The organism is Tannockella kyphosi (assembly GCF_021054785.1).
Lineage (GTDB): Bacteria > Bacillota_I > Bacilli_A > Erysipelotrichales > Coprobacillaceae > Tannockella > Tannockella kyphosi.
The window spans coordinates 2,172,578-2,198,856 of sequence record NZ_CP088239.1; the positions used below are offsets into that span (position 1 = coordinate 2,172,578).

At 29.5% G+C, this 26,279-nt stretch carries 24 protein-coding genes; all 24 read left to right on the forward strand.

Features of this window, described 5'->3' with window-relative positions; translation table 11 throughout:
* Positions 1-16 precede the first annotated feature (16 nt).
* Positions 17-1,396: an ISNCY family transposase gene (locus LRR82_RS10520; RefSeq protein ID WP_249029402.1), complete on the forward strand. Its 1,380-nt coding sequence runs from the start codon at positions 17-19 to the stop codon at positions 1,394-1,396.
* A gap of 342 nt (positions 1,397-1,738) precedes the next feature.
* Positions 1,739-3,085 carry an AAA family ATPase gene (locus LRR82_RS10525; protein ID WP_249029403.1) on the forward strand — a complete coding sequence of 449 codons (1,347 nt, stop codon included), beginning with the start codon at positions 1,739-1,741 and terminating at the stop codon, positions 3,083-3,085.
* A gap of 2 nt (positions 3,086-3,087) precedes the next feature.
* The gene (locus LRR82_RS10530; RefSeq protein ID WP_249029404.1) at positions 3,088-3,792 is read left to right on the forward strand and encodes an RloB family protein; all 705 of its coding nucleotides are present in this window, start codon (positions 3,088-3,090) and stop codon (positions 3,790-3,792) included.
* 384 nt (positions 3,793-4,176) lie between these two features.
* Positions 4,177-5,343, forward strand: coding sequence for a nucleotide sugar dehydrogenase (locus LRR82_RS10535; RefSeq protein ID WP_249029405.1), 1,167 nt, complete (start codon positions 4,177-4,179; stop codon positions 5,341-5,343).
* A 439-nt stretch (positions 5,344-5,782) separates the two neighbouring features.
* On the forward strand, positions 5,783-6,256 hold the full coding sequence (locus LRR82_RS10540) for a hypothetical protein (protein ID WP_249029406.1): 474 nt from the start codon (positions 5,783-5,785) through the stop codon (positions 6,254-6,256).
* Positions 6,257-6,290: 34 nt separating this feature from the next.
* Positions 6,291-6,725 (forward strand): signal peptidase I, encoded by a 435-nt coding sequence (gene lepB / locus LRR82_RS10545; protein WP_249029407.1) that lies wholly within the window; start codon positions 6,291-6,293, stop codon positions 6,723-6,725.
* 13 nt (positions 6,726-6,738) lie between these two features.
* Positions 6,739-7,893 carry a hypothetical protein gene (locus LRR82_RS10550; RefSeq protein ID WP_249029408.1) on the forward strand — a complete coding sequence of 385 codons (1,155 nt, stop codon included), beginning with the start codon at positions 6,739-6,741 and terminating at the stop codon, positions 7,891-7,893.
* A complete protein-coding gene (gene srtB / locus LRR82_RS10555) occupies positions 7,883-8,575 on the forward strand; it encodes a class B sortase (RefSeq protein WP_249029409.1) in 693 nt (230 codons plus the stop codon). The genes LRR82_RS10550 and srtB overlap by 11 nt, the downstream gene beginning before the upstream one ends.
* A gap of 288 nt (positions 8,576-8,863) precedes the next feature.
* Positions 8,864-10,303 (forward strand): LCP family protein, encoded by a 1,440-nt coding sequence (locus LRR82_RS10560; RefSeq protein ID WP_249029410.1) that lies wholly within the window; start codon positions 8,864-8,866, stop codon positions 10,301-10,303.
* 20 nt (positions 10,304-10,323) lie between these two features.
* Entirely contained in the window at positions 10,324-11,703 is a 1,380-nt protein-coding gene (locus LRR82_RS10565; RefSeq protein WP_249029411.1) for an exopolysaccharide biosynthesis polyprenyl glycosylphosphotransferase, read from the forward strand.
* 99 nt (positions 11,704-11,802) lie between these two features.
* Positions 11,803-12,570 (forward strand): glycosyltransferase family 2 protein, encoded by a 768-nt coding sequence (locus LRR82_RS10570; RefSeq protein WP_249029412.1) that lies wholly within the window; start codon positions 11,803-11,805, stop codon positions 12,568-12,570.
* Between the two features lie 28 nt (positions 12,571-12,598).
* Positions 12,599-13,837, forward strand: coding sequence for a glycosyltransferase (locus LRR82_RS10575; RefSeq protein ID WP_249029413.1), 1,239 nt, complete (start codon positions 12,599-12,601; stop codon positions 13,835-13,837).
* Position 13,838: 1 nt separating this feature from the next.
* Positions 13,839-14,801 carry a D-glucuronyl C5-epimerase family protein gene (locus tag LRR82_RS10580; protein WP_249029414.1) on the forward strand — a complete coding sequence of 321 codons (963 nt, stop codon included), beginning with the start codon at positions 13,839-13,841 and terminating at the stop codon, positions 14,799-14,801.
* Positions 14,798-15,907, forward strand: a complete 1,110-nt coding sequence (locus tag LRR82_RS10585; RefSeq protein WP_249029415.1) for a glycosyltransferase family 1 protein — start codon at positions 14,798-14,800, stop codon at positions 15,905-15,907. Before LRR82_RS10580 ends, LRR82_RS10585 begins: the two co-directional genes overlap by 4 nt.
* Entirely contained in the window at positions 15,908-17,224 is a 1,317-nt protein-coding gene (locus LRR82_RS10590) for a hypothetical protein (RefSeq protein WP_249029416.1), read from the forward strand.
* A 57-nt stretch (positions 17,225-17,281) separates the two neighbouring features.
* Positions 17,282-18,148: a hypothetical protein gene (locus tag LRR82_RS10595; protein ID WP_249029417.1), complete on the forward strand. Its 867-nt coding sequence runs from the start codon at positions 17,282-17,284 to the stop codon at positions 18,146-18,148.
* A gap of 47 nt (positions 18,149-18,195) precedes the next feature.
* On the forward strand, positions 18,196-19,191 hold the full coding sequence (locus LRR82_RS10600) for an SDR family NAD(P)-dependent oxidoreductase (RefSeq protein WP_249029418.1): 996 nt from the start codon (positions 18,196-18,198) through the stop codon (positions 19,189-19,191).
* A gap of 94 nt (positions 19,192-19,285) precedes the next feature.
* Positions 19,286-20,164, forward strand: a complete 879-nt coding sequence (gene rfbA / locus LRR82_RS10605; protein WP_249029419.1) for a glucose-1-phosphate thymidylyltransferase RfbA — start codon at positions 19,286-19,288, stop codon at positions 20,162-20,164.
* 11 nt (positions 20,165-20,175) lie between these two features.
* Positions 20,176-21,492 (forward strand): NDP-hexose 2,3-dehydratase family protein, encoded by a 1,317-nt coding sequence (locus tag LRR82_RS10610; RefSeq protein ID WP_249029420.1) that lies wholly within the window; start codon positions 20,176-20,178, stop codon positions 21,490-21,492.
* A complete protein-coding gene (locus LRR82_RS10615; protein WP_249029421.1) occupies positions 21,492-22,496 on the forward strand; it encodes a Gfo/Idh/MocA family protein in 1,005 nt (334 codons plus the stop codon). The genes LRR82_RS10610 and LRR82_RS10615 overlap by 1 nt, the downstream gene beginning before the upstream one ends.
* A 1-nt stretch (position 22,497) precedes the next feature.
* Positions 22,498-23,061, forward strand: a complete 564-nt coding sequence (gene rfbC / locus LRR82_RS10620; protein WP_249029422.1) for a dTDP-4-dehydrorhamnose 3,5-epimerase — start codon at positions 22,498-22,500, stop codon at positions 23,059-23,061.
* On the forward strand, positions 23,061-23,996 hold the full coding sequence (locus tag LRR82_RS10625) for an NAD-dependent epimerase/dehydratase family protein (RefSeq protein ID WP_249029423.1): 936 nt from the start codon (positions 23,061-23,063) through the stop codon (positions 23,994-23,996). Before rfbC ends, LRR82_RS10625 begins: the two co-directional genes overlap by 1 nt.
* The gene (gene rfbB / locus LRR82_RS10630) at positions 23,996-25,027 is read left to right on the forward strand and encodes a dTDP-glucose 4,6-dehydratase (protein ID WP_249029424.1); all 1,032 of its coding nucleotides are present in this window, start codon (positions 23,996-23,998) and stop codon (positions 25,025-25,027) included. The genes LRR82_RS10625 and rfbB overlap by 1 nt, the downstream gene beginning before the upstream one ends.
* Before the next feature lie 49 nt (positions 25,028-25,076).
* Positions 25,077-26,267, forward strand: a complete 1,191-nt coding sequence (locus LRR82_RS10635; protein ID WP_249029425.1) for a glycosyltransferase — start codon at positions 25,077-25,079, stop codon at positions 26,265-26,267.
* The last annotated feature ends 12 nt before the right edge of the window (positions 26,268-26,279 follow it).

Below are 26,279 nucleotides of genomic sequence, written 5' to 3' on the forward strand. Positions count from 1 at the left end.
AAAGGTGGATCTAAGAATGAATGAACAACAAAAATATGAAGTAATTAAAAACCTAGTGGATAACAACGGAAATAAAAATAGCGCTGCTGTTACACTAGGCTTATCAAGGCGTCAAATTGATCGTCTTATTGTAAATTATAAAGAGAAAGGTAAATCTAGTTTTGTGCATGGCAACCGTTCAAAGAAACCTAGTACATCGATAGATGTATCAATCTCTACTAGGATTATACAACTTTATAAAGAAAAATACTATGATTGTAACTTCAATCATTTTAAAGATTTATTAAATGATTGGGAAAATATCCAAGTATCTTATAACTATTTATATAAACTTCTTATGAAGGAGAATATTCATTCTCCTAGAATAAGGAAACTGACAAGAAAAGCTATGAAGAAAAAAGAACTGTTGCTTTTAAAACAAAACCAAGAAAAAACAGAAGAAGATATAGATATTATGGTTAATCATCTAATAGATATTGAAGATAGTCATCCTAGACAAGAAAAACCAAAATACTTTGGAGAAATCATTGAGATGGATGGCTCTATCCATCCTTGGTTTGGATTAAATAAAGCTTGTTTGCATCTAGCTATTGATGTTTGTACCGGTACCATCGTTGGTGGATATTTTCAAGAACAAGAGACATTACGTGGTTATTATCATGTTTATAAGCAAATATTAACGGATTATGGCATTCCTTATCAGTTTAAAACGGATAATCGTACTGTATTTCACTATGAATCTATCAACAAGTCGAAACGTACTTCTGATAAAGATGTCCTAACTCAATTTGGTTATGCCTGTAAACAGTTTGGTACTGATATTGTTACTACCAGTGTTGCACAAGCTAAGGGTACCATAGAAAGAGCCAATGGAACATTTCAAGGAAGGCTGGTACAAGAACTTAGAATGAAGGGGATTACTACAATGAAAGAAGCAAATAAGTATCTAACAAAGTATTTCATTCCTGACTTCAATAAAAGGTTTGCACTAAATTATAAAAAGTTCCCTAGTGTCATGGAAGAAAAACCAACACAAGAAAAGATCAATTATACTCTAGCAATATTAACACCTAGAAAAATAGACAGAGGAAGTGCTATTAAATATTTTAATAATACTTACCAAGTGTATGATAAAGACTCTAAGTTACAATGCTTTATGCCTAAAACGGAATGTTTAGTTATCAAAGCTTTTGATGGAACCTTACTTGTAACAGTTGATGAAGCAGTGTATCAATTAAAGAAATTAGAAAGTCATAAAAAAGTATCCGAAAATATCGATTTTGTAGAAGAAGAAAAACCAAAGAATGTTTACATACCTCCAATGACTCATCCTTGGAAGAAGGCGTCCTTTGATAGACAAGTGAAAAAAGCACATACACAACGTGTATATGCTTAACGCAAATGTTTTCATTAAAACGAGACATTTTCAAAAGTTATTGACAGAAAATTGTCATAAAATGTGAACCAATTATAATAATCTCTTTATAACATATAACTTATTCTCTTTTTACGCTAAATAAACTTGGTCACAATGTCCTATTGTTCATTTCAAAAGAACTTTGTGTAATAGGAGTGCTTTATAAGAGATAATTTATCTTTCAGTTTTATGAATAGTTATTTTATCAAATTATAGGATATAATAGCATATTTAGAGAAGTTTTCTCTAAATATGCTATTATTATTGACTGAATAACATTACTATAGTAATATTTATGTAATAAGAAGAGGAGGGTTTAAGATGTTAATTAAATTATCGGTTAGTAATTTTTTATCATTTAATGATGAAATAGACTTAAGTATGATAACTTCGAGTAAAATCCAGACTTCACAAGAACATAAAATGGAAATTGGGGGAGCTTCCATACTAAAACATGCAGTAGTGTATGGAGCAAATGCTTCTGGGAAATCGAACTTAATAGAAGTTCTTTCATTTATGAAAAGTAGTATATGTGATAATATGCCACGAAATTCTTCAAGTATGTTTTGTAGAACTCAAAAAGAGAATGAAAATAAACCAAGTGTTTTTGAAACAACTTTCGCTATTGGAAATAAAGTATATGCATATGGTTTTTCTTCCATTCTAAGTCAAAGAATTATTAGTGAGGAATGGTTATACCAATTAAATAAAAATGGTAGTTCGAAAAATGTATTTCATAGAGAAGAGGGGAAGAAACCAGTAATAGGAATAAAACTTGCCAAGAATGATCAAGTGCGCATGGAAACTTATTTAGGTGATTTCAATGAAACATCTAATTTATTGTTTTTAACTTTTATGAATAATGGGAAAAACTATTCACAGGGAACTAAGCTTTCTATCTTTAAGGATGTTTACAATTGGTTTTATGAAGGAGTGGAAATATTTAAAGCTGATGTACCTATAACGGATTTTAGGTATTACTATGATGAAGCGTCATTATCTTTCATAAATAAACTAATTACAACTTTTGATACTGGTATATCTTGTATAAATATAGAAGAAATATCTTATGAAGAAGTAAGCAAAGAAATATCGAAAGATATATTAGTGAATATAGTAACGGATATCTTAAAGAAAACAAACGAGAGTGGAAATCAAGAAATAAAAGTATCACTAAGATCGAGAAAGAGTTTCTTTAACATTGAATGTTCGAAAGATGGAACTATTTTATTTACAACTATTAAGTTAGAACACATAAATTCACAGTATCATTTTGATTTTAAAGAAGAGTCAGATGGAACTAGAAGATTACTAGATTTATTAGATATGCTTCTAGAAAAGAAGGAGAATAAAATATATATTGTTGATGAATTAGAGCGTAGTTTGCATCCAAAACTTACTTATCAATTTTTACAATTGTTCCACCAACAAAACTTTTCTAAGCGAACACAATTAATCTTTACAACACATGAATCGTCTATTATGGATGCAGATCTATTTAGAAGAGATGAAATATGGTTTGTAGAAAGAGATAAAAATAATTGTAGTAAAATATACTCTTTAGATCGTTTTAAAGAACGATATGATACTTTTTTAAGTAAAGCATATTTATCTGGAAGATATGGTGCTATACCAATATTTAAAGATTTTGAGAATAGGCAGGTCTGATTATGGCACCCCTTAAAACATATTCTAATTGGTTTGTAAGAAGTGATGATAACAAAGAACAAATAGAACCTTTCAAAAGTTATTATATTATATGTGAAGGGCAAAATACGGAGAAATGGTATTTTGAGAGCTTAATTGATAGGAAGAGAGAATTAGGAATACATGCTTCTATTGATATAAAGTATCTTGAAAAAACAAAAGAAGATAAAGATTTATCGCATCCTATAAAATTAATGGAGTTGGCTAACAAATTTAAAGAAAATAATAACAGACAATTTGATAAGAATCATGACGAAATGATTATTGTCTTTGATGCTGATATCTATGAAGAGAATAAAGAAAGATATGATTCTTTAATTAAAGAAGCTTCAAAAGATAATATTCTTGCAATAACAAACCCTGGATTCGAGTTATTCTTACTGTTGCATATTGAAAACTCATTGGATGAGATTATTGTTCCTCATGAACAGGAGATTGTTAGCAATCAAAAAGTAGGGAATCAACGTTTTATAGCTCATTTATTTAGAAAAACAACCGGTATGAATGCAAAAAAGAATTCGCGTATAAGTGAATTATCTAAAGACATACAAATAGCAATAAATCAAGAAAAGAATATAAATAATGATATTACTAAAACAAATGGAAAACTAACAAGTAATGTTGCAAAAGTAATATCGGATATTCTTAATGATCAAGTAGAATTCTAGCAAAAGCACTAATCCCTGTTTGGAATTAGTGCTTTTGCTAGAATTTATCTAAAGAACCAAGATAGATTGTTTTAAGTAAATGAGGTCATAACAAAATAAGATTCAAAGTTTATAGACTTCGTAGTTTTCATTCTTTTTGACATGAATATCATCTTATAGAGAGTGTATAATAAAGTACGAATACTATTTTTATATAATTTGATAAAAAAATACCTATTAAATAAGGAAATACAAGAATTAAATTTCGTTTAACTGTAAAACTTTTGAAATGTTTGTTATTTAAATTTGGACTAATAATTTACTGATTTTTTGTTACCAACTAATAGCAATCTATTGTTTAAGGTGTTATAATAGCAAAGAAATTATAAAAAGGGGAATTGAAATATGAAAATTGCAGTAGCGGGAACAGGTTATGTTGGTCTATCATTAGCAACATTATTAGCACAACATAATGAAGTAGTAGCTTTAGATATTATTCCAGAAAAAGTAGAAATGATAAATAATCGTATATCACCTATTCAAGATAACGAAATAGAAAAATTCTTCAAAGAAAAAGAATTAAACTTAAAAGCAACAACAAGTAAAGAAGAAGCATTTAAAGATGCTACTTATATCGTAATTAGTACACCTACTAATTACGATGTAGAAAAGAATTATTTTGATACAAGTAGTGTAGAAGATGTCATCATTTCAGTAAAAGAAATGAACTTAAATACTACGATGGTAGTAAAATCAACAGTACCTGTTGGTTTTATCAAAGATATGAAAGAAAAATATAGTATTGAAAACATCTTATTTTCACCTGAATTCCTAAGAGAAGGAAGTGCCTTATATGATAACTTATATCCTTCTAGAATAGTAGTAGGAGAAGATAGTGATAGAGCTAGAATATTTGCTGGTTTATTAGTAGATGGTGCTATGAAAGAAGATATAACTGTATTATTTACAGAAAGCACAGAAGCAGAAGCTATTAAGCTATTTGCTAATACATACCTAGCATTACGTGTATCTTTCTTTAATGAGTTAGATACTTATGCAGAGTTACGTGATTTAGATACAAAACAAATTATTGATGGTGTATCTTTAGATCCTAGAATAGGAGGACACTATAATAACCCTTCATTTGGATATGGAGGATATTGTTTGCCTAAAGATACAAAACAATTATTAGCTAATTATGATAAAGTTCCCCAAAATCTAATTGGTGCTATTGTAGATGCAAATAGAACTAGAAAAGATCATATTTCTGAAATGATTGTGAAACGTAATCCTAAGGTAGTAGGTATTTATCGTTTAACAATGAAAACAGGATCTGATAATTTTAGAGCATCTGCAATACAAGGTGTAATGAAAAGATTAAAAGGAAAAGGTATTGAAGTAGTTATCTATGAACCAACATTAAAAGATGAACTATTCTATAACAGTAAAGTTATCTCATCATTAGATGAATTTAAAGCAATATCTGATGTTATTCTTTTAAACAGAAACAGTGATGAATTAAATGATGTATTAGATAAAGTATATACTAGAGATATTTATACAAGAGACTAAAAAAACGTGCTAAGCACGTTTTTGTTTTTTATGTAACGAAAAAAAGATAACCAGGGGATTATCTTTTGATCTGTTGTTTTTTAATGTATAGTATTTTTTAAATCTATTTAAATCTATTCAATTGTAAACAACGATAACAACAACAATAGCGTATACCATGTTCTAATATACTAGTCCATTATTACATAAAATAGATAAATGTAAATAGAAAACGAGTAAAAACTAATAATTTCTATCAAATTAGTATGAATTGAATATACAATCACCTCTAAGAATACAAAATCATGTAGTTTGTGACAAGAAAAAAGTATTTTCCTTATAGATTAGCTACTATATAGATACGTCTATAAGGAGCTAATATGAAAAAAAGATGGGAGTGCTTCAAAGGACGTTATCCTTAATAGTTTTATATTACTATAAAACTATTAAGGAGAGGGATATGAGAACGCATAGGGATTTTGAATATATATTATTTGTAGTGGAAGAGAAGTACTATGTAAAAATAAAAGAGACACAAGAAGAGATAGAAGTAGAAAATAAAGTTTTTTGTTTTTTAAGGAGTGAAGGAATGAAAGTATATCGTTATTCTTTAGGGATACCATTTTATCGATTAGTAGAAGGTAAATGGAGAAAAGATGGATATAGGGGTTTGATTTTAATGGATAGTGAAATAGAGAGAAAAGTAATACATGATGGTTTAGAACGTCATGTGTTTTTTAAACTAGAAATAGAATACTTTATGAAACATCTAACGAAACATCAGTTAGATGTTTTTAAACACTGTATGTTAAATCAATTATCAATTAGAAGTTATGCAAGAGAACATGGATTACATAAATCAAGTGTAGAGGAAACAATTAGAAATATTAGAAAAAAATATAAAAAAATAATGAAAGACCCCCGCCATTTATAAAATAAATGTAGGTTCTATAGTGAAAGGGGGTTAAATGAAAAGAGTTCTAATAAAAGTAGGAGTATTCATTATTAGTTTGTATTTAGTACAAGTATTATTTTTAGGAGTATTTATACAGTATGGTCAATCGATGTATCCATCTTTAAAAGATGGTGATCTTGTTTTCTATAGTCGTCTATATGAAGAAATATATATAGATGACGTAATAGTTTATAAACAAGATAATGAATTATATTGTGGTAGATGCTTAGGTGATGAAGGAGATGAGGTGAATGTAGAAGAAGGAATATTAGTAGTAAATGGTATAAATAAGTGTTATGTAGAGGACAGTGATTTTAAAGAAGTAGTCATGGAAGCAGACTATTATCTAGTAGTAGTTGATTATGAAGATAATCAACTACTAAAGATAATAGAGGGACAAGACATAGTAGGTAAAGTGAGTATTATAATACGACATCGAGGAATATAAAAAAGGAGAGAATATGAAAAAGATTATAATAGGATTTATGATGGTATGTATGATGTTTATAGTAGGGAGTAAAGATGTTTATGCTAGTGAGGATATATTTGTATTAGAATCTAAGTTAATGGTTAGTGAAAATGCTGTAAGTGCACCTAATTTATCTTTTAGTTATGCAGTAGAGTATATAAAAAGTAATTTATTAATGCCTTCTAATCAAGTATCAATAGATGCTTCTGTATTTACTAATTATTTGATATTAGACCCTAACTCTAATAAAGAAGGTAAATATTTTTCAACAACATCAAACATTGATTTTAGTAACCTAATATTTAGTAGTACAGGAGTCTATTGTTATCAAATAACAATAGATGCCTGTACTTATAATGATGTGAAGGTAGAGGATTTATATCAGTATGGAATTATTAAAGATGTAAATGAGAGTCGTTATTTATATGTGTATGTAGTAAATGGGCTAGAGGGATATGAAATAGATAATATTATTATGACAAGTGAACTAGATGATGTATCTAAAAGTGATGGATATGTTCATTCATTTGGTGTTGTAGCAAGTGAAGGTGATGGAAGTGAGGAAGATCCATATGTACCAGGTGAAGCAGGAGGTGAGTCTATAAGAGATGTTGTAGTTAGTAATGAAATTACAGGTAATATGGCTAATTTAGCGAAAGATTTTTCATTTATATTATCGAATGGTACTAATATTAGTGAGAATACAGTATTTAAAGTATTTGATGGAACTACGAATCATTATATAAGTTATAGTAATGAACATGGTTTTATAGAAGGAACATTAGTTTATAGTGATGAACTAAAAGGATATCAGTTTAATGCTTATATAGATGATATAGATTATAGAGAAGCTAGTTATCTACTAACAAATAATGAAAGTTTCACTATTTATAGCACAGTATCTGATATGTCATTTGAAGTAATCTCTATCTATGAAGAAAACTACATCACTAGTAGTTCTCCAATAGGAGAACTACTAGATGGTAATTATCTAGCAACAAGTAATGAAGCTATTGATTTTACACAAACTTATGAACTAACAGTACCTGAAACAGGAGTATTTCTAAATATACTTCCCTATGTATTAGGAATAGTAGTTACATCATTAATAGGTATAGGATATCTAAGAATAAAAGATGATTGTTAAATGTTGTAATAAGATAATAGATAGTATTATTTTTATTAGTCTATTATTAGTACAACTATATAGCATATATATTATTTATGATTATATAGCTATCTATCGAGGTTCATCAACACAAGCAGTTTATCAAGCCCTTCAAATAGAAGAAGAAAGCAAACTAGATATAATTACTAACTATTCTGATGTAAAAGGTTGGATTCAATTAGGAGATATCGATTATCCTATCTTACAAGGACAATCAAATAATCAATATCTCCGTACCAACCTAGAAGGAGAATATAGTTTATCTGGTTCTATCTTTCTAGATTACCGTAATACTAGTGATTTAAGTGATAACTATCAAATTATATACGGACATAATATGCAAGCAGGAACTATGTTTGGTTCGTTAGATAAGTATTTAGACAGTGAATATATGGAAAACAATAATATAGGTATATTAACAACTACTAAAGAAGTAACCATAGAAGTATTTGCATCTTTTGTAACAGATATAAAAGATATCTACTTATATACACCTAGCTATCAAGAAGAGATTATATCTCTTCTTGATTATATTGTTATAAATAGTGAAGTATATCGTGATATAGAAATATCTAACGATGATCAAGTTATCGCACTAAGTACTTGTAAAACAACAGGATCGACTGAGAGAATAGTAGTTTTAGCAGTAATGAAACAATAAAGATAGTAATAATAACTATAATTTATATCTGTATATACAATAGAATAAGATGTAAAGTAATAGTCAATGAAATTCCTACCATTTTTACGGGGTTTTCATTGACTTTTACTTATATCTATGGTTAATTAAAGAGAACGTTTATGTGATAGAATTTTGGGATTTATATTTTTTGTGTTATAATTATGATTGTATGAATGTTTTGTTCTAAAAACTATACATAATCTTGTAATTTGTTGAAATTACTATATAATTTTAACAAATGATTCAAATAAAAAAGGAGATTTAGTTATGATAAAAAAGGTAACAAAGACTTCTACAATTGCAATAATGCAATTGTTAGCGACAATGGTATTGTTAGTAGTTATCTACCAATTAAATATGATTCCGTTTAAATTTTTAATTGTTATAATTGCCATACTTATTTTATTTTTCATATTTATGTTTAGAAAAATGAAAAAGAATGAAAAGAGAAAAAGAAATATCTTTTATAAGTTAATAAGTGTTTTAGTAAGTGTTTGTATGTTAATAGGTAGTGTATATATATTACAAGGGAGTAACCTATTAAGTAGTATTACAGGTGGTACTACACAAGTACAAACAGTATCCGTTATTGTTTTAAATGATAGTGGGTATGAAGAACTAACAGATATTGATGGACTTTCTTTAGGAGTTAACCTAAATACAGATGAAGCTAATATATCACAAGCATTATCATCATTAGAAGAAGAAATAAGTGTATCACAAGTAGAATCTAGTGGTTTCGCAGATATGGCAGAAAGTCTTTATAACGGAGAAGTAGATGCCATTATTATGAATGAAGTATATCGTACTACAATGGAAAATACATATACCAATTTTGATAGTGAAACTACAGTTATATGGACATATGAAATAGAAGAAGAAATAGAAGATATTGCAAAAGAAGCAGATGTAACAAATGAAACATTTAGTATTTATATTAGTGGTATTGATACATATGGTAGTGTAGGGACAGTATCAAGGTCAGATGTGAATCTGATTTTAACAGTTAACCCTACTACTAAAGAAATACTAATGACAAGTATTCCTAGAGATATGTATGTAGATGTTTCTTATAGTACATCATTGAAAGATAAGTTAACTCATGCAGGAAATTATGGTATTAATACTTCTGTAGAAACAATAGAGAACTTCTTAGATATCGATATCAATTACTATCTGAAAGTAAACTTCACATCATTGATTGATATTGTCGATGCATTAGGTGGTGTAAATGTATATTCTCAATATTCATTTACAACACTTACAGGTGGATATTATATTTCCTCTGGTTATAATCAGTTAGAGGGATATGAGGCGTTGTGTTTCGTTAGAGAAAGATATAGTCTTCCTAATGGAGATTATGATCGTGGTATTAATCAAACAGAATTACTAAAAGCAATGATTGAAAAGGTTATTTCACCAACTATTATTACAAACTACACATCCATATTGAACTCAATTGATGGATCGTTTGTAACAAACATGTCAGAAAGTGAAATCCAAAGCTTGATTAAAATGCAGATAAGTGATATGGCATCATGGACATTCCAAACAGTACAAGTAGAAGGTACCGGTGGTGCATATGCATATACTGCAAGTTATCCTAGTCAAAAACTATCAGTACAATATCCAGTAGATTCTTCTGTGCAAGAAGTATCGGATTATATTAATGCTATGATGACTGGAGAAAGCATTACAGTAGAATAAATAAGAAAAGGGGAACTATTTTGAATACGTTATTATTACCAACACTTTTAATAACAATTGAATCATTAGTATATTTAATAATAGGAAACTGTTTAAACATTCCTTTAGAATTAAGTATAAGAACATTAGTCTTATACTTAATCTTTATGTTTACATACGGACACTATTCACAAAGAACAACACTAATATGGGATGAAATGAAAAATGTTGCTAAAGCAATGTTTCTCTATTTCATCGCCATATTTATGTTTGTTTCAGTAGATACTTATCCTTTAAGTATCTTCTTATATGGTTGCATTAGTGTTAGTATGTTTCTTTTTGCAATAGGTTTAAGTAGATTCTTACGTGTTAAACTACGTAGTTATATTGCAAGAAGGACACTAGTAATAGGAACAGGAAAAGAAGCAGTACGATATTTAGATATTACTAAAAACAATAGATTTGCTTTAACAAAAGTAGTAGGAATGGTGTCACTAGATGCAACTCCTAAGTTTGGTGGAAAGCTGTTTGAAACACAAACTATTTCTTCTAAACATATAAACTTAGGACAATATGGATATTATCAATTAGATGAAGTAATCTTAAAAAAACGTATTAATCAAATTGTAATAATATTACCAGATGTAGAAAGAAAAATAACAGAAGAAGTAATGAGAGATGTTAATGGAAAAGTACGTCACATTAAGTTCTTTGTAGAAGGAACAGGATTAATTACATTCTCTTCTGTAGTACAAGACTTTGATGGATTACTGTTAGTATCTACTTCTAGATCTACCATGAGTATTCTAGATAGAATTCTAAAACGTACAGTAGATATATTAGCAGGACTAGTAGGATGTCTTATCAACATCCCACTAGCCTTAATGATTAAATATAAGTATGTAAAAAACGGAGATAAAGATCCTATTATTTTCTGTCAAGATAGAATAGGTAAAGATGGTAAAACTATAAAAATATATAAATTTAGAACAATGATTCCTAATGCAGAAGCAGTATTAGAGAAGTTAATGGATGAAAATCCATCCATTAAAAAAGAGTATCTTATTAACAAAAAACTAAGGAATGATCCTAGGATCACTCCTTTAGGTAATAAACTAAGAAATTCATCACTAGATGAATTCCCTCAGTTTATTAATGTCCTAAAAGGAGAAATGTCTTTAGTAGGACCTAGACCATATCTCTTTAGAGAAAAAGAAGATATGGATATCTACTTTGATGCGATAGTATCTTGTAAACCAGGTATAACAGGTATGTGGCAAGCCAATGGTAGAAGTGATGTAGGATTTGAAGATAGATGTAAGTTAGATGATTATTACTATAATAACTGGTCAGTGTCATTAGATTTTGTTATAATTTATAAAACTGTAAAGGGTGTATTCTACGGAAAAGGGGCGTTGTAATTTATAAATAAATATTTTTCTGTTTATCATGCAAATGAATGTTAAAAAGAATTAAAAATAATTTGAAGAATTTATACAAAAAGGATGTGTTTGGATAGTATGAATGAATTAGTATCAATTATTACTCCTTGTTTTAACAGTGAGGACCTTATTGAAGAAACAATCCGCTCTGTACAAGAGCAAGATTATACAAATTGGGAAATGATCATTATTGATGATTGTTCTAGTGATGGTACAAGTTTAATAGTAGAAAAATTTACAAGAAAAGATAAACGAATTAAATTTATCCAGTTGAGAAATAACTCCGGTGCTGCAGTTGCAAGGAATAAAGGTCTTGACGAAGCGCAAGGGCGTTTTATTGCTTATTTGGATGCTGATGATTTATGGGTCCCAAATAAACTAACTATGCAAATTGATTTTTTAGTAAAAAACGGTTATGGATTCTCTTGTTGCGATTATGAGAAAATTGATATAGATGGGGTTTCATTGAATAAATACATTTCAATGCCGAAAAGCATGTCATATAATCAGTTTTTACGCAATACCATCATTCAAACAGTAGGTGTAATAATTGACTTAGATATTATTGATAAAAAATTGTTGATAATGCCAAATGTTAGACGTGGTCAAGATGCAGCAACATGGTTACAAATTTTAAAAAGTGGGACTGAATTCAAGGGTCAAAATATTGTACTTGCAAAATATAGAAGAGTACCAAAATCTCTTAGTTCAAACAAAATTAAAGCGTTTAAAAGAACGTGGTACATATATAGGCATATTGAAAAATTATCATTTATTAAATCTTTTTACTGTGCTATAGGATGGGCGTACAATGCTATAAAAAAAAGAATATATTTTAATAGATAGTGATTAAAAGGAATAAGGGGGAAAATTAATGAACTTAGTTTTTATAACAAAATTTTATCCATTCGGACTTGGCGAAACATTTATAGAAAATGAAATTAAAATAATGTCTAATTACTATGATAAAATTTTGATCATTTCTTGTGATGTCCAGGACTGTGATAAAATAATTAGGCCTCTTCCTAAAAATGTAGAAGCCATCAAATTATCTGGAATGTCTCGTTTTGACAAGGCGAAGAGTGTAATCAAAGGAAGCAAGTATATTATTTCCAGTGATGAAAGTATCATGTATGAAATGCAGGATTGCAGAAACATACTACAAAAAATATTCGTCGGATATTTTGAACAAAAGAACCAACATTTATCGGCTCAAATAATTGATTCAAAACTTTTACGTGATTTTTGTGATAATGATTTTATATTATATAGTTATTGGTTTTTTAGTACTGCAAAATTAGGTGTTGAAATCAATAATAAGTATAATTCGCTATTTTTCTTTAGTAGAGCCCATCGCTATGATTTATATGAAGAACGTAGTTTAATAAAACGTCTTCCTTTCAGGAATCTTCTACTAGAAGAATGTGATAATGTGTTACCTTGCTCAGAAAATGGAACAAGTTATCTAAAGAAAAAATATCCGAATTTTTCTAATAAAATAATGACATCATTACTCGGTACCCTAGATTATGGTATAGCTCCTTATTCTGCTGACGGTAAATTTAGAATTGTAAGTTGTTCTAGAGTGGAGTCTGTAAAAAGACTGGATAAACTTGTTTTGGCACTTGAACTTTTGCAAAATGAATATACTAATATTGAATGGGTACACATAGGTGATGGTACTAAATACAACAAAGTTTATAATCTGGCAAAAAAAAGGTTAAAAAACATTAAAGTTTCTTTTTTTGGGGCACTATCAAATTCTGATGTTTTGGAATTTTATAAAAATAATCCAATTGATTTATTTGTTAATGTGAGTTCTAGCGAAGGACTACCGGTCTCAATTATGGAAGCAATAAGCTTTGGAATACCGGCTCTCGCTACTGATGTAGGGGGTACATCCGAGATTGTTATTGACAATGTAACAGGAAAATTAATGAGAGATGATTTTAAAAATGAGGATCTTTTTGATGGAATAAAATATTTTATTCTATCTGAAAACAAGGAAACAAAAATACAATTAAGAGAATCATGTAGAAATTATTGGAAAGAAAATTTTCAAGCAGAAAAAAACTATAATTTATTGCATACATATCTAATTAAGGAGGAATAAGATGAAAGTGTCTGGTAAAATTGCGCTTCTTAAGCGTTGGACTAAAATTATCACAGGACGAAATCGTGTTGCTATACCCCAGGGGGTTGGGAAAATTTATTCAAAAAACGAAATTCTAGGATACTATAATGATTTAACTGGAAAAGTAAATGATGATACTTTATTAGACGATCAAGGAATACCGTTAAATTTGATAGGAAACGGAGATCTTGTTTACTTCCCAATTAGTATTTTTCAATACGCTTTGGGCATGTGGGATAAATTCTTGCTAGAAAAAGATAATAGTTATAAAAATAAATTTCTTCAATTAGCTGAATGGGTAATTCTAAATCAAAAAAATGATGGATCTTGGAACTGTTTTGGTCCTATTGGATATGAATATTTTTCTGTCTCATCCATGGGGCAAGGTGAAGCTATATCGGTAATGCTACGTGCTTATGTCTGCAATAGAGATTCAAAATGGCTTGATGCCACGACTAAAGCTATAGAATTTATGTGTTTAGATGTCGAAAGTGGAGGAACAATACTTCACGAAAATGGAAAAATTTATTTAGAAGAGTATCCATCTATAGACGAAAATTTGTCACATCCAAAGGTAACGGTTTTGAATGGCTGGATTTTTTCACTTTTTGGTATGTATGATTATTTACAAATTATAGAAAATGAAAAAGTAGAGGAGATTTACTTAAAGTCGATAGACACATTAAAAGAAACTCTTTGTAAATATGACATGGGATATTGGACTTATTACGATCGCTCTGGTTTAATCGCTAGCCCTGCATATCATAATCTTCATGTGAATCTTTTACTAGTTTTATCTGATTTAACAGGAGAGGTTTATTTCAAAGAAATTGCAATAAAGTGGGAACAGTATCCTTTAAAAAAGATGAATGTTATTAGAGCTGTATATAGAAAAATAATTCAAAAAATGGGTGAAAGTTCAGAAGGAGTAATTATAAAATGAAACGCGTATTATGTATAGTTGGTGGCATGAATGCTGGTGGTGCAGAAACTTTTTTAATGAAAATATACAGAGAATTAGACAAGTCTAAGTATCAAATGGATTTTTGTGTCACTACTAAGAAAAAAGGATTTTATGATGACGAAATATGCAGTATGGGCGGTAGAGTAATAAGGGTGGTTCCAAAAAGCGAAAACCCTATTAAATCCTTCTTTAGTTATTACTGCACAATAAAGAATAATAATTATAAAATTGTTCTAAGAACTTCGCAACACTCACTTTCTGCCATAGAGCTGTTAATTGGCTGGCTTGCAGGCGCTAAAACAAGGGTTTATAGATCTAGCAATTCCCAAACGATGGGTACTGGGATAGAAGCCGTTTTTCATAAAATGTTTTCCTTTCTGCCCAAAATTTTTGCAAATGTAAAAATTGCCCCTTCTGATAAAGCAGCAATTTTTATGTTTGGAAAACAAGAATATCAAAACGGTAAGGTTTTGATTTTGAAAAATGGAATTCCTATTGATGACTTTTTATTTAATGAAGATTTGAGAAAGAAAACTAGATGTGATTTGAAGATTGATGATAAGTTTGTCATGGGACACATAGGGAGATTTAGCAATCAAAAAAACCATAGGTTTTTAATAGATATTTTTAGTGAATTCAACAAAATAAAAACCAATTCTTGTCTACTTTTGATCGGCACAGGCGAGCTCAAGGATGATATTGTGTCATATATAGAAAATAAAGGCTTATCAAATAAGGTGTTTTTATTAGGCGTTAGGAATGATATTCCTGCATTGTTATCAGCTATGGACACTTTTGTTTTCCCTTCTTTTTATGAGGGGATGCCAAATACTGTTATTGAAGCTCAAGCAAATGGGCTATCTTCTTTTATATCTAATACTATTTCAAATGATGTCAAAATCAATGATAATGTGCATTTGCTCGATATCGAAACGCCCGCTGATAAGTGGGCAAATGTGATAGTAGATAAATATGACAGATTATCTATTGATGAATGTCAATTTAATCTGACAGCTAGTGGCTATAATATAAAGGATGTAGTTAAAATGTTTGAAAAAGAAGTTTTATTAAAGGAGGTAAATTAAATGGGCTTATTGTTTTTAACTATATTTTTGTTAATATCAACAATTATATATTGTGGTGGTAGAACCACTTTTGCAATTATGATGTCTTATTTAATTATTTCTCCAGATATTCAGATATTTGGAATGCAGATTGACTCTATTTACTTGGCTGTTCTGTATTTTTTAATACTTATATTGCGAACAAAACCAAAAATTAAAAAACCCCCAGTTGTTTTTAATGCATATCTTAAATTAATAATATTGGTATATCTTGTTTACAGTGTATCTTGGCTAGTATTTAGTAGATTAGACTTTGTAACATATCTTAGCTGTGTTACTGGTGCAATAAAAATTCTGCTATTTTTATTAGAGGTCTGGATAATGAATGAAAGTCTGGAAAATTTAGATTATACTTGTGAAACTGCTAAAATGATAGGAATCGTTCTAATAATAAATTTTGTTTTCATTTTATTTCAAAAATCTAGTTTAGATTTATCAATGACTTTTTTGGATACATATTTATCAAATGAAGAATACGAATATATGGTATATTCTACAAAATACGGTTACTATAACCGTTTCAATGGACTGTTTGCCTACCCGATGCACATGGGTCTTTTCGGTACTTATGCTATAGCTTTTTTGACAATGTATGATCACAAATTGAAATCTCTATTTAAATGGATTTTGATTTTTATAGCGGGATATATAGGGATTCTATCAGCATCCAAAAGTTTTATTTTTGGAGTAGTTATTTTTTACTGTTTAAATATGGTGAGGCTTTTTATTCAAAGTAAATCTACAGCCCCCAAAAAATATTCAGTGATAGGCGTATTTCTTATTGCAATGCTTTTTATTATTTTCTATAATCAAATATATAATCTTGTTTTAAATGTTTTTGGATCTAATTTTGCAAGATACATTTTGATGTTATCAACCCCAATGGAGATATTATCAACTCGTTTTGATGCGGATACGGGGGCTATAAATGATTTGATGTATTTTTTAGAAAACCACTTCTTTTTTGGGGTAGGCCCATCTAGTATTATGGGGGAATATGTAATGGATAATGCCTTCTATATGATTTTACACAATGGGGGGATGCTGGCAGTTAGTATCGTGGCTTATTTTTATACAAAACTTGTTTTTTTATGCAAAAATAAATCAAATCATCTAATAATGATATTTTTGGTATTTGTTACTGGATTAGGATTTCAAACTTGGATAGTTGAAACTATTTCGGTTTGGATAATATTTTATATTGTGCTTGATTTAAAAGAAAGTAGTAGTTTTTCTTTTGATTTAAAGTTCAAAAGAAGTAATCTTAAGGAAATGTGAAATTTTTATTAATTTAAAGAATAGATATTAATGTTCGCGGAAAGGCGGAGTGCTTAAATGAATAATTTATTTATTGTTAAAGATAAAGGGATGTATTTCTATCCTTTAGAAGAGAAATGCGTATGTTCCACAAGGGAAACAATATCTTGTCGCATATTGAAGAAAATATATACTAAATTAAATATTGCATTCCCTGCATATATTATTAATACCATTGTACTAGATTGGATTGCTAATTCACAAGATGTGATCGTAGTTACTGATTCAGCATTTAGCATATCTTTCGTGAAATTTTTAAAGAAAAAAAAAGTGAATATGTGCCTTTATTTTCAAAACGAAATAACAAATGAAAACTGTTATAAAATGTCTTTTTTTGATAATATATATACTTATGATAATGTAGATGCCAAAAAATATGGACTAAAATTTATGCACTATCCATACTCAGGAAAGGTAAAAAAAAATAATTCCACTAACTATCTTTATGACGTTTACTTTATTGGAAACGCAAAAGATAGAGAACCTCAAATCTTAAAATTATACGGAGAATTAAAAAAAGCAGGACTAAGTGTTCTTTTTAAAGTTGTTGGAGCAGAAAGCAAATCTATTAAAAGTGATAAGTATGTCAATTATGAAGAAAATTTAAAATATATAGAACAATCTAAGTGTCTTTTGGATATCAATGATGTTAATCAACACGCGCCATCGATTAGATATTTAGAATCAATTTTTTTGGAGAAAAAACTTATCACTACCCAAACCAACATAAGAACATATAAGTATTTTAATCCTGAAAATACTTTGGTCATAGATTCAGACAACTATTTTGATCAGCTTAATGATTTTATTGCCAAGGAATATAAAGAAGTAGAAACAAATTTTGATAATATTGATTTTCATAATTGGATTGATCTGTTTTATTAAGATTAAGAGAATTTAGTTAATATGGATACAGAGAAGGGATAAGAAAAATGAAAGCAGATAGAATAGAAATAATATTAGTTACAGGGGCTGCAGGATTTATAGGATCACATTTATGTGAGCAATTACTTAGAGAAGGAATAAACGTTATCGGAATAGATTCTTTTAATTCTTATTATGATGTCGAGATTAAGAAAAACAATGTGAAATTAATAGAAGCTACTGCAAAAGATAATGGCAAAAATTTCCAGATGCTTACAGGGGATATCAGAGACACACAGTTTCTAAACACGGTCTTTAGTAAATATAAAATTGATGCGATAGTTTCATTAGCTGCAAATGCAGGGGTTAGACCATCAATTGAAGAACCTTTAGAATATATTTCGGTAAATTTGGATGGACTAACTAAATTACTTGAATGTGCAAAAAATTACGGAATAAAAAAGTTTATTTTTGCGTCATCATCATCAGTTTATGGAAATAATAGGAAAACACCTTTTTCAGAAGAGGACCCTGTGGATAACCCTATTTCTCCTTATGCAGCCACAAAAAAAGCTGGAGAATTAATCTGTTATACATATCATTCGTTATATGATATTAATATTGCTTGCCTTCGATATTTCACAGTATATGGACCGAGGCAAAGACCAGATTTAGCAATTAATAAGTTTACAAGATTAATATTTAACGGCAGTAAGATTGAAATGTATGGTGACGGATCAACGGCACGAGATTATACATATGTTTCAGACGTTGTTTCAGGAACTATTGCAGCAATAAACTATCTCTCACGAGATGAAAGTATTTATGATATTTTTAATTTGGGCGGTTCGAATCCGATTAAGCTAATTGATCTAATTGATTTAATAGCTAAAACTTTAAATAAACCGGTTGAGATTATTACTAAGCCTATGCAACCTGGAGATGTTGAAGTTACGTTTAGTGATTTTAGTAGGGCACAAGAAAAATTAAACTACTATCCTCAAGTGACTATTGAAAAAGGGATTGAAAATTTTGTAAGATGGTATGTAAAGAACTCGGATTAGTAAATAACTAAATTTTAATAAAAAAATGGATTTTATCTGATGCATTTTTCTATAAAAATAATTTTTATAAAATTCAAAATGGGAAGGCGTTAAAATGAAAGGCATAATTTTAGCAGGTGGGAGTGGTACAAGATTATACCCTCTTACACAAGTAACAAGTAAACAATTATTACCAATATATGATAAACCTATGATATATTATCCATTATCAACCCTAATGTTAGCAGGTATAAAGAATATTTTAATAATCTCTACACCCGAGGATACACCAAGATTTAAAGATTTGCTTTGCGATGGTAACCAGTATGGGATTAACTTGGAATATAAAGTACAAGAAAGTCCTGACGGATTGGCACAAGCTTTTACTATAGGTGAAGAATTCATCGGAAGTGATAGCGTTGCTATGATTTTAGGAGATAATATTTTCTATGGACATGGGTTAACAAAAAGATTAAAAGAAGCAGAAAAGAAACAAGAAGGAGCGACTGTTTTTGGATATTATGTAGATGATCCAGAAAGATTTGGGATAGTTGAATTTGATGATAAAGGAAATGCATTATCATTAGAAGAAAAACCTGTTAATCCAAAGTCTAACTATGCAGTAACTGGATTATATTTTTATGATAACAAAGTGGTTGAATATGCAAAAAACTTAAAGCCAAGTGCTAGAGGTGAGTTAGAAATTACAGACATTAATAAAATTTATCTAGAAGAAAACAAATTAAGTGTAGAATTACTTGGTCGTGGATTTACATGGCTAGATACTGGTACTCATGAATCTCTTGCTGATGCCACTTCATTTGTGCAAACTGTGGAGAATTACACAAACAGAAAAATAGCTTGTTTGGAAGAAATATCATATAGTAATGGTTGGATTACAAAAGAGCAGTTAGAAGAAAGATGTCAGCTATATAGTAAGAATCAATATGGAAAATATCTAAAAGAGATATTAGATGGTAAATTTCAGTTTTAGGAGAATGTAATATGGAAGAACTATTAGAGTGGATTAATCATTTAAATGAAACAACACATGTAGACATAAAAACAAGTGAAATGAGTGATGACTCTTTTTGGTTTTTAGATACTCGAACAGGATATATAAAGAATCGTAATAATTCTTTCTTTTCCATTGCCGGAATTAAAGGAAATGTGAATAATAAAGAAATACAACAGCCTATCATCATACAAAATGAGATAGGCTATCTTGGTATTATATGTAAAGAGTTTGAAGGAGTTACAAAGTATTTGATGCAAGCGAAAATAGAACCAGGAAACATTAACTGTGTTCAGATTTCGCCTACAATACAAGCTACTAAAAGCAATTTCACTCAAAAACATGGAGGTAAGAAACCTGATTATTTAGATTTCTTCATTAATGCAAATGAGTATCAAATAATTGCAGATCAAATACAATCAGAACAGTCTTCAAGATTTTATAAAAAAAGAAATAGAAATATGATTATTAAGGTGACTGGAGATGTTGAAGTACTACCGAGATTTAGATGGATGACTTTATGTGAGATAAAAGAAATTATGAAGTATCGTAATTTAGTGAATATGGATACTAGAACTGTATTATCATGTTTACCACTTGTTGATGTAAACGCTAGTGATATTGATTGTCAGTTCAATTATTTATCAGAAGAATTTAAGAAATCAATACATTCGATAGAATATATTGATGAAATCACGTCTATATATCATAAAATAAATAATTACAAGATGTTTAACTACAATGAAGCTAAAATTGTCTCATTATATGAATTAGATAATTGGAATGTATCTAATTTAGGAGTATCATGTAAGAGTGATTTCCCATACGAAGTGAATATATATGATATTGAAATAGAAGGAAGAGAAGTAACTAAATGGCAACAGCCATTATTTAAAGCAAATGGTATTGCTTTATTTGGATTGATTAGAACAATAATTAATGGAGAGTATAAATATTTAGTAAAGTTATCACCAGAAATTGGTAATTTTGATGCAATGGAAATCGGACCAACAATACAAAAAGAATATGGTGAAACTTATCAAGAGGATGCTATAGAAGTCCTTTTTAAAGACAGAATAGATAGAAATATAAGTGTTTCTTTTGATTCTATTTTATCAGAAGAAGGCGGAAGATTTTATCATGAAGAAAACAGAAATATTATTTTAGATGTAGAGTATGAGGACTTAAAGGAGTTACCTTTAGAATACTCATTATTATCTTATCGTGCCTTAAATCACTTGAATTTAGTTAACAACTGTTTAAATATACAACTTAGAAATTTATTATCAACAATGGAGGTTTGTTAATGAATAAAATACGTATTGGAGTAATTAGTCCATCAGAAATAGCTTTTAGAAGATTTATGCCTGCTATTTTGAACCATGATTCGTTTGAATATGTAGGTGTGGCGTATCCAACTTCTGATGAATGGGATAATGCTTCCGTGTCACAACTAGATTTAGAAATTAATAAAGCAAAAGATTTCATGAAAGAGTACGGTGGAAATATATATGAAGGGTATAAATCGGTTATTAGCGACCCATCTATAGATGCAATATATCTTCCATTACCACCAGCTTTACATTATAAATGGGCCAAGTTGGCTTTAGAGAATAACAAACATGTTTTTTTAGAGAAACCATCGACTACAAATGAGAAAGACACATTAGAGCTTGTAGAACTAGCAAATAGCAAGTCACTAGCACTACATGAAAATTATATGTTTCAATATCATAATCAAATAGATCTATTAAAAGAATTAATAGATACTAAAGAAGTTGGTGAAACGAGACTGATTAGAACTAATTTTGGTTTTCCTAAAAGATTAAGTAATGATTTTCGTTATAACAAAGACTTAGGTGGTGGTGCATTACTTGATTGTGGAGGATACCCACTTAGATTAATGTCTAAATTAATGGAGCATGATTTGGAAGTAATAGCCTCTAAATTAGTATATAATGAAAATGATATTGACTTGTTTGGAAGTGTAATGCTTACAAACAGTGATGTAATAGGACAAGTGTCATTCGGTATGGATAATGCTTATAAATGTGATATTGAAGTATGGGGAAGTAATGGAACTATTTATACAGGCAGAGTATTTACTGCTCCAGAAGGTTTTGAAACATCAATAGTAATCAATAAAAATAATCAAGAGTCTACTATTTCTGTTAGAGGAGATGATACTTTCTACAAGTCTATTGATAAGTTTTATAAATGTATAACAGATGATAATATTAGAGAGTTAGAGTATAAAGAGTTATTAACACAAATTAGATTAGTTGAAGAAGTAAGAAAAGAGGGGAAGTAAAGTGAAAAAAGTAGAAACTAAGTTACCAGGAGTTTTTGTTATAGAACCAAATGTATTTTATGATTATAGAGGCTATTTCATGCAGTCCTATGCAATTAATACATATGAACCATTAGGAATCAATAATACATTTGTACAAGATAACCATGCTTTTACAGAAAAAAAAGGAACAATTAGAGCTATTCATTTCCAAAATGATCCTTTTGCACAAGCAAAATTAGTAAGATGTACTAGAGGGAGTATACTCGACGTAGCTGTTGATTTAAGAGAAGGGTCTCCAACTTACGGGATGTGGGATGCCGTTGAACTATCAGCTGAAAATTTTAAGCAAATTTATATTCCTAGAGGTTTTGGTCATGGGTATATGACATTAGAGGACAATTCGGAAGTGCAATATAAATGTGATGATATCTATGATACCAAAACAGAAAGAGTACTAAGATGGGATGATCCTACTATAGGTATTGAATGGGGAATATCGGATCCAATCGTTTCTCAAAAAGACCAGGATGCACCATTTTTGTCAGAGTGTGATATTAATTTTAAATATACAGGTGACGAATAATGAAAAAAGTTATAATTACGGGTGTTGGAGGATTTATTGGAAAATCGATATGTTTACGATTGCTGAGAAGTAATGTAACTGTAATCGGTATTGATGTGGATGACTCAAGAGTAAAAGATTTATTTGAATTTTCTAACTTTTCGTTCAAACAAGCGTCATTTAGTGAATATGATCAGTTAGAAAAAATAATTAAGGATCGAGATGTTGATGTGCTGTATCATTTTGCATTAAAGGGAGGTCTTTTGGCAAATGCGATAAATGATGTTGATATGCAGTTGGAGAATGCTAAGTATACAGTCATGATTTTAAAAAAAGCAATCGAGATGAGTGTAAAAAAATTTGTATTTATTGGAACGGCTAATCAATTTGAAGTTCAACAAATAGCTTATAATGAGGATGTTATTCCTAGAAACACATGTATTTATGCAGCGTCTAAATTGGCATCTGAAATGATGTGTAAAGTGATAGCCAATCAACATGAAATTATTATTTGTTCTGCTTTGTGTGCTATGGTATACGGAGAAGGTAATTACTCTATGCAATTGCCTAACGTAGTAATGAAACAGATTATAGAAGGGGCAGAACCAAGGTTGATAGACGGGAATTCTCAATACGATATGGTATATATTCATAATCTAACAAAGGCATTGTCATTAATTGGGGAACAAGGGGAAAATAATACTAGTTACTATATAGGAAGTCATAGCAATGATTTATTAACGTTTAAAGAACTATGGACTGAAATAAGAAATATTATAAATCCTGATATCAAACTTGGTTTTGGAGAGTTCAAAGACTCTTTTTCGATGGATTACAGTAAAATCAATTGTAATAAATTGTATGAAGAATTGGGTTATAGACCAGAATATTCGCTACAAGAAAGTGTGAATAATAGTGTAGAATGGATCAAAAACAATCTGATGGAGGATAAATAATGAAAATACTAGTAACAGGTGGAGCTGGATTCATTGGTGGTAATTTTGTACACTATATGGTAGATAAGTATCCAGAAGACATGATTGTAAACTTAGATGCATTAACATATGCAGGTAACTTAGAAACATGTGCTCCTGTAGAAGGAAAAGAAAATTATAAGTTTGTAAAAGGTGATATTGCAGATAGAGAATTTATTTATAAACTATTTGAAGATGAAAAGTTTGATGTTGTTATTAACTTTGCTGCTGAATCACATGTAGATAGAAGTATTGAAGATCCTGAAATATTTGTAAAAACAAATGTTATGGGTACTACTACTTTATTAGATGCATGTAATAAATATGGTATCACTAGATACCATCAAGTATCTACGGATGAGGTTTATGGAGATTTACCTCTAGATAGACCTGATTTGTTCTTTACAGAAGAAACACCATTACATACATCTAGTCCATATAGTTCTTCTAAAGCTTCAGCAGACTTATTTGTTTTAGCTTATCATCGTACATTTGGATTACCAGTTACTATATCTAGATGTTCTAATAACTATGGACCATATCATTTCCCTGAAAAATTAATACCTCTAATGATTTCTAGAGCATTAGAAGATGGAGAATTACCAGTATATGGTAAAGGGGAAAATGTAAGAGATTGGTTACATGTATATGATCATTGTGTAGCTATTGATCTTATTGTAAGAAAAGGACAAGTAGGAGAAGTATATAATGTAGGTGGACATAATGAACGTACGAACTTAGAAGTAGTACAAACTATATTAAAAGCATTAGATAAACCAGAAACATTAATTAAATATGTTACGGATAGAAAAGGACATGATATGCGTTATGCTATTGATCCTAAGAAATTAGAAACAGAATTAGGATGGGTACCTAAGTATAACTTTGATACTGGTATTCAACAAACAATTCAATGGTATTTAGATAACAAAGAATGGTGGCAAAACATTATCTCTGGCGAATACCAAAATTATTTCAATAAAATGTATAAGGAAAATGGAAGAGTAGATTAGCATAAAGTGCATGTGAAAATAAATTTCAATAATTTAGAAGGAGAAAAAAATGAATATACTGATTTATTATCATGATGAAATATGCCCCAATCATGGAGGAATACAGCGAATGTCCAGTAACTTGGCTGAAGAATTAATTAAGAAGGGACATGCCGTATACTTCCTATCTAACAAGGAAAATGGAGTTAGTGAGGATAGTGGGTCAGTTTGTGAAAAGTTCTTTATACAAACTGATACGTTTTGTGATTTAGAATCAACTAAATTTGTTAAGAATTTAATGATTTCAAAGGGAATAGATATTGTTTTAAATCAGTCTCATCGCTACACAGACTTCATTAAATATGTAAAAATCAATTTTGATATACCAATAGTAACAGCGTTTCATTTGGCACCGTACCATCAAGTAGCAATTGAAAAAAATGGTTTAAATAAACTTGCAAACTTTTTTTCAATAGAACAAGCTTTAAACCTTAAAAGGATTATTGGTAGGCCATATAAAATATTTATGGCAAAAAAGAGTATTCGGAGACTTTTCAAAGACATGTATAATAACAGCGATAAAATTGTTGTTTTGTCTAGTGGATTTGAAAGTGATTTTTCCGAAGTGATTGGGGAAAACTCGGGAAAGATTGTTTCTATCTCAAATTTTACAACATTCTCCCCCAATGCTGTAGAGAAAAGCATTTTAATTAATAAAGAAAAAACAATTCTATTCGTAGGGAGATTAACTTTTTCAGACAAGAGAGTTGATAGGCTAATATTAATTTGGGGGAAAATTTATAGAAAATATCCTGAATGGAAATTAAAGATACTAGGAGATGGACCTGAAAAAGAGAGAATACAAAAATATATAGATCGGAAGAATATTCAAAATATTGAATTGGTGGGGTTTGTGAAGCCAGAACAAGAATATAAAAATGCATCAATTCTTTGCATGACATCATCTTGTGAAGGACTGCCGATGGTATTGGTGGAAGCAGGAAACTATGGTTGTGTGCCAATGGCATTTGAATGTTCTTCATCACTAAAAGATGTCATTGACCACAAAAAGAATGGAATACTGGTGGCTCCATTTGACATGAAAAAATATCAAGAAGAGTTAGAAATGTTAATTGGGAATACGGAATATAGAGAGCAACTTCAAAACGAAGTGCTGCTAGTGAATGAAAAATTCGATAAGGATAGAATTATATTAAAGTGGGAAACGCTCTTTAGTGAGCTGCTAGAACAAAAAAAATAATTATGTAGGAGT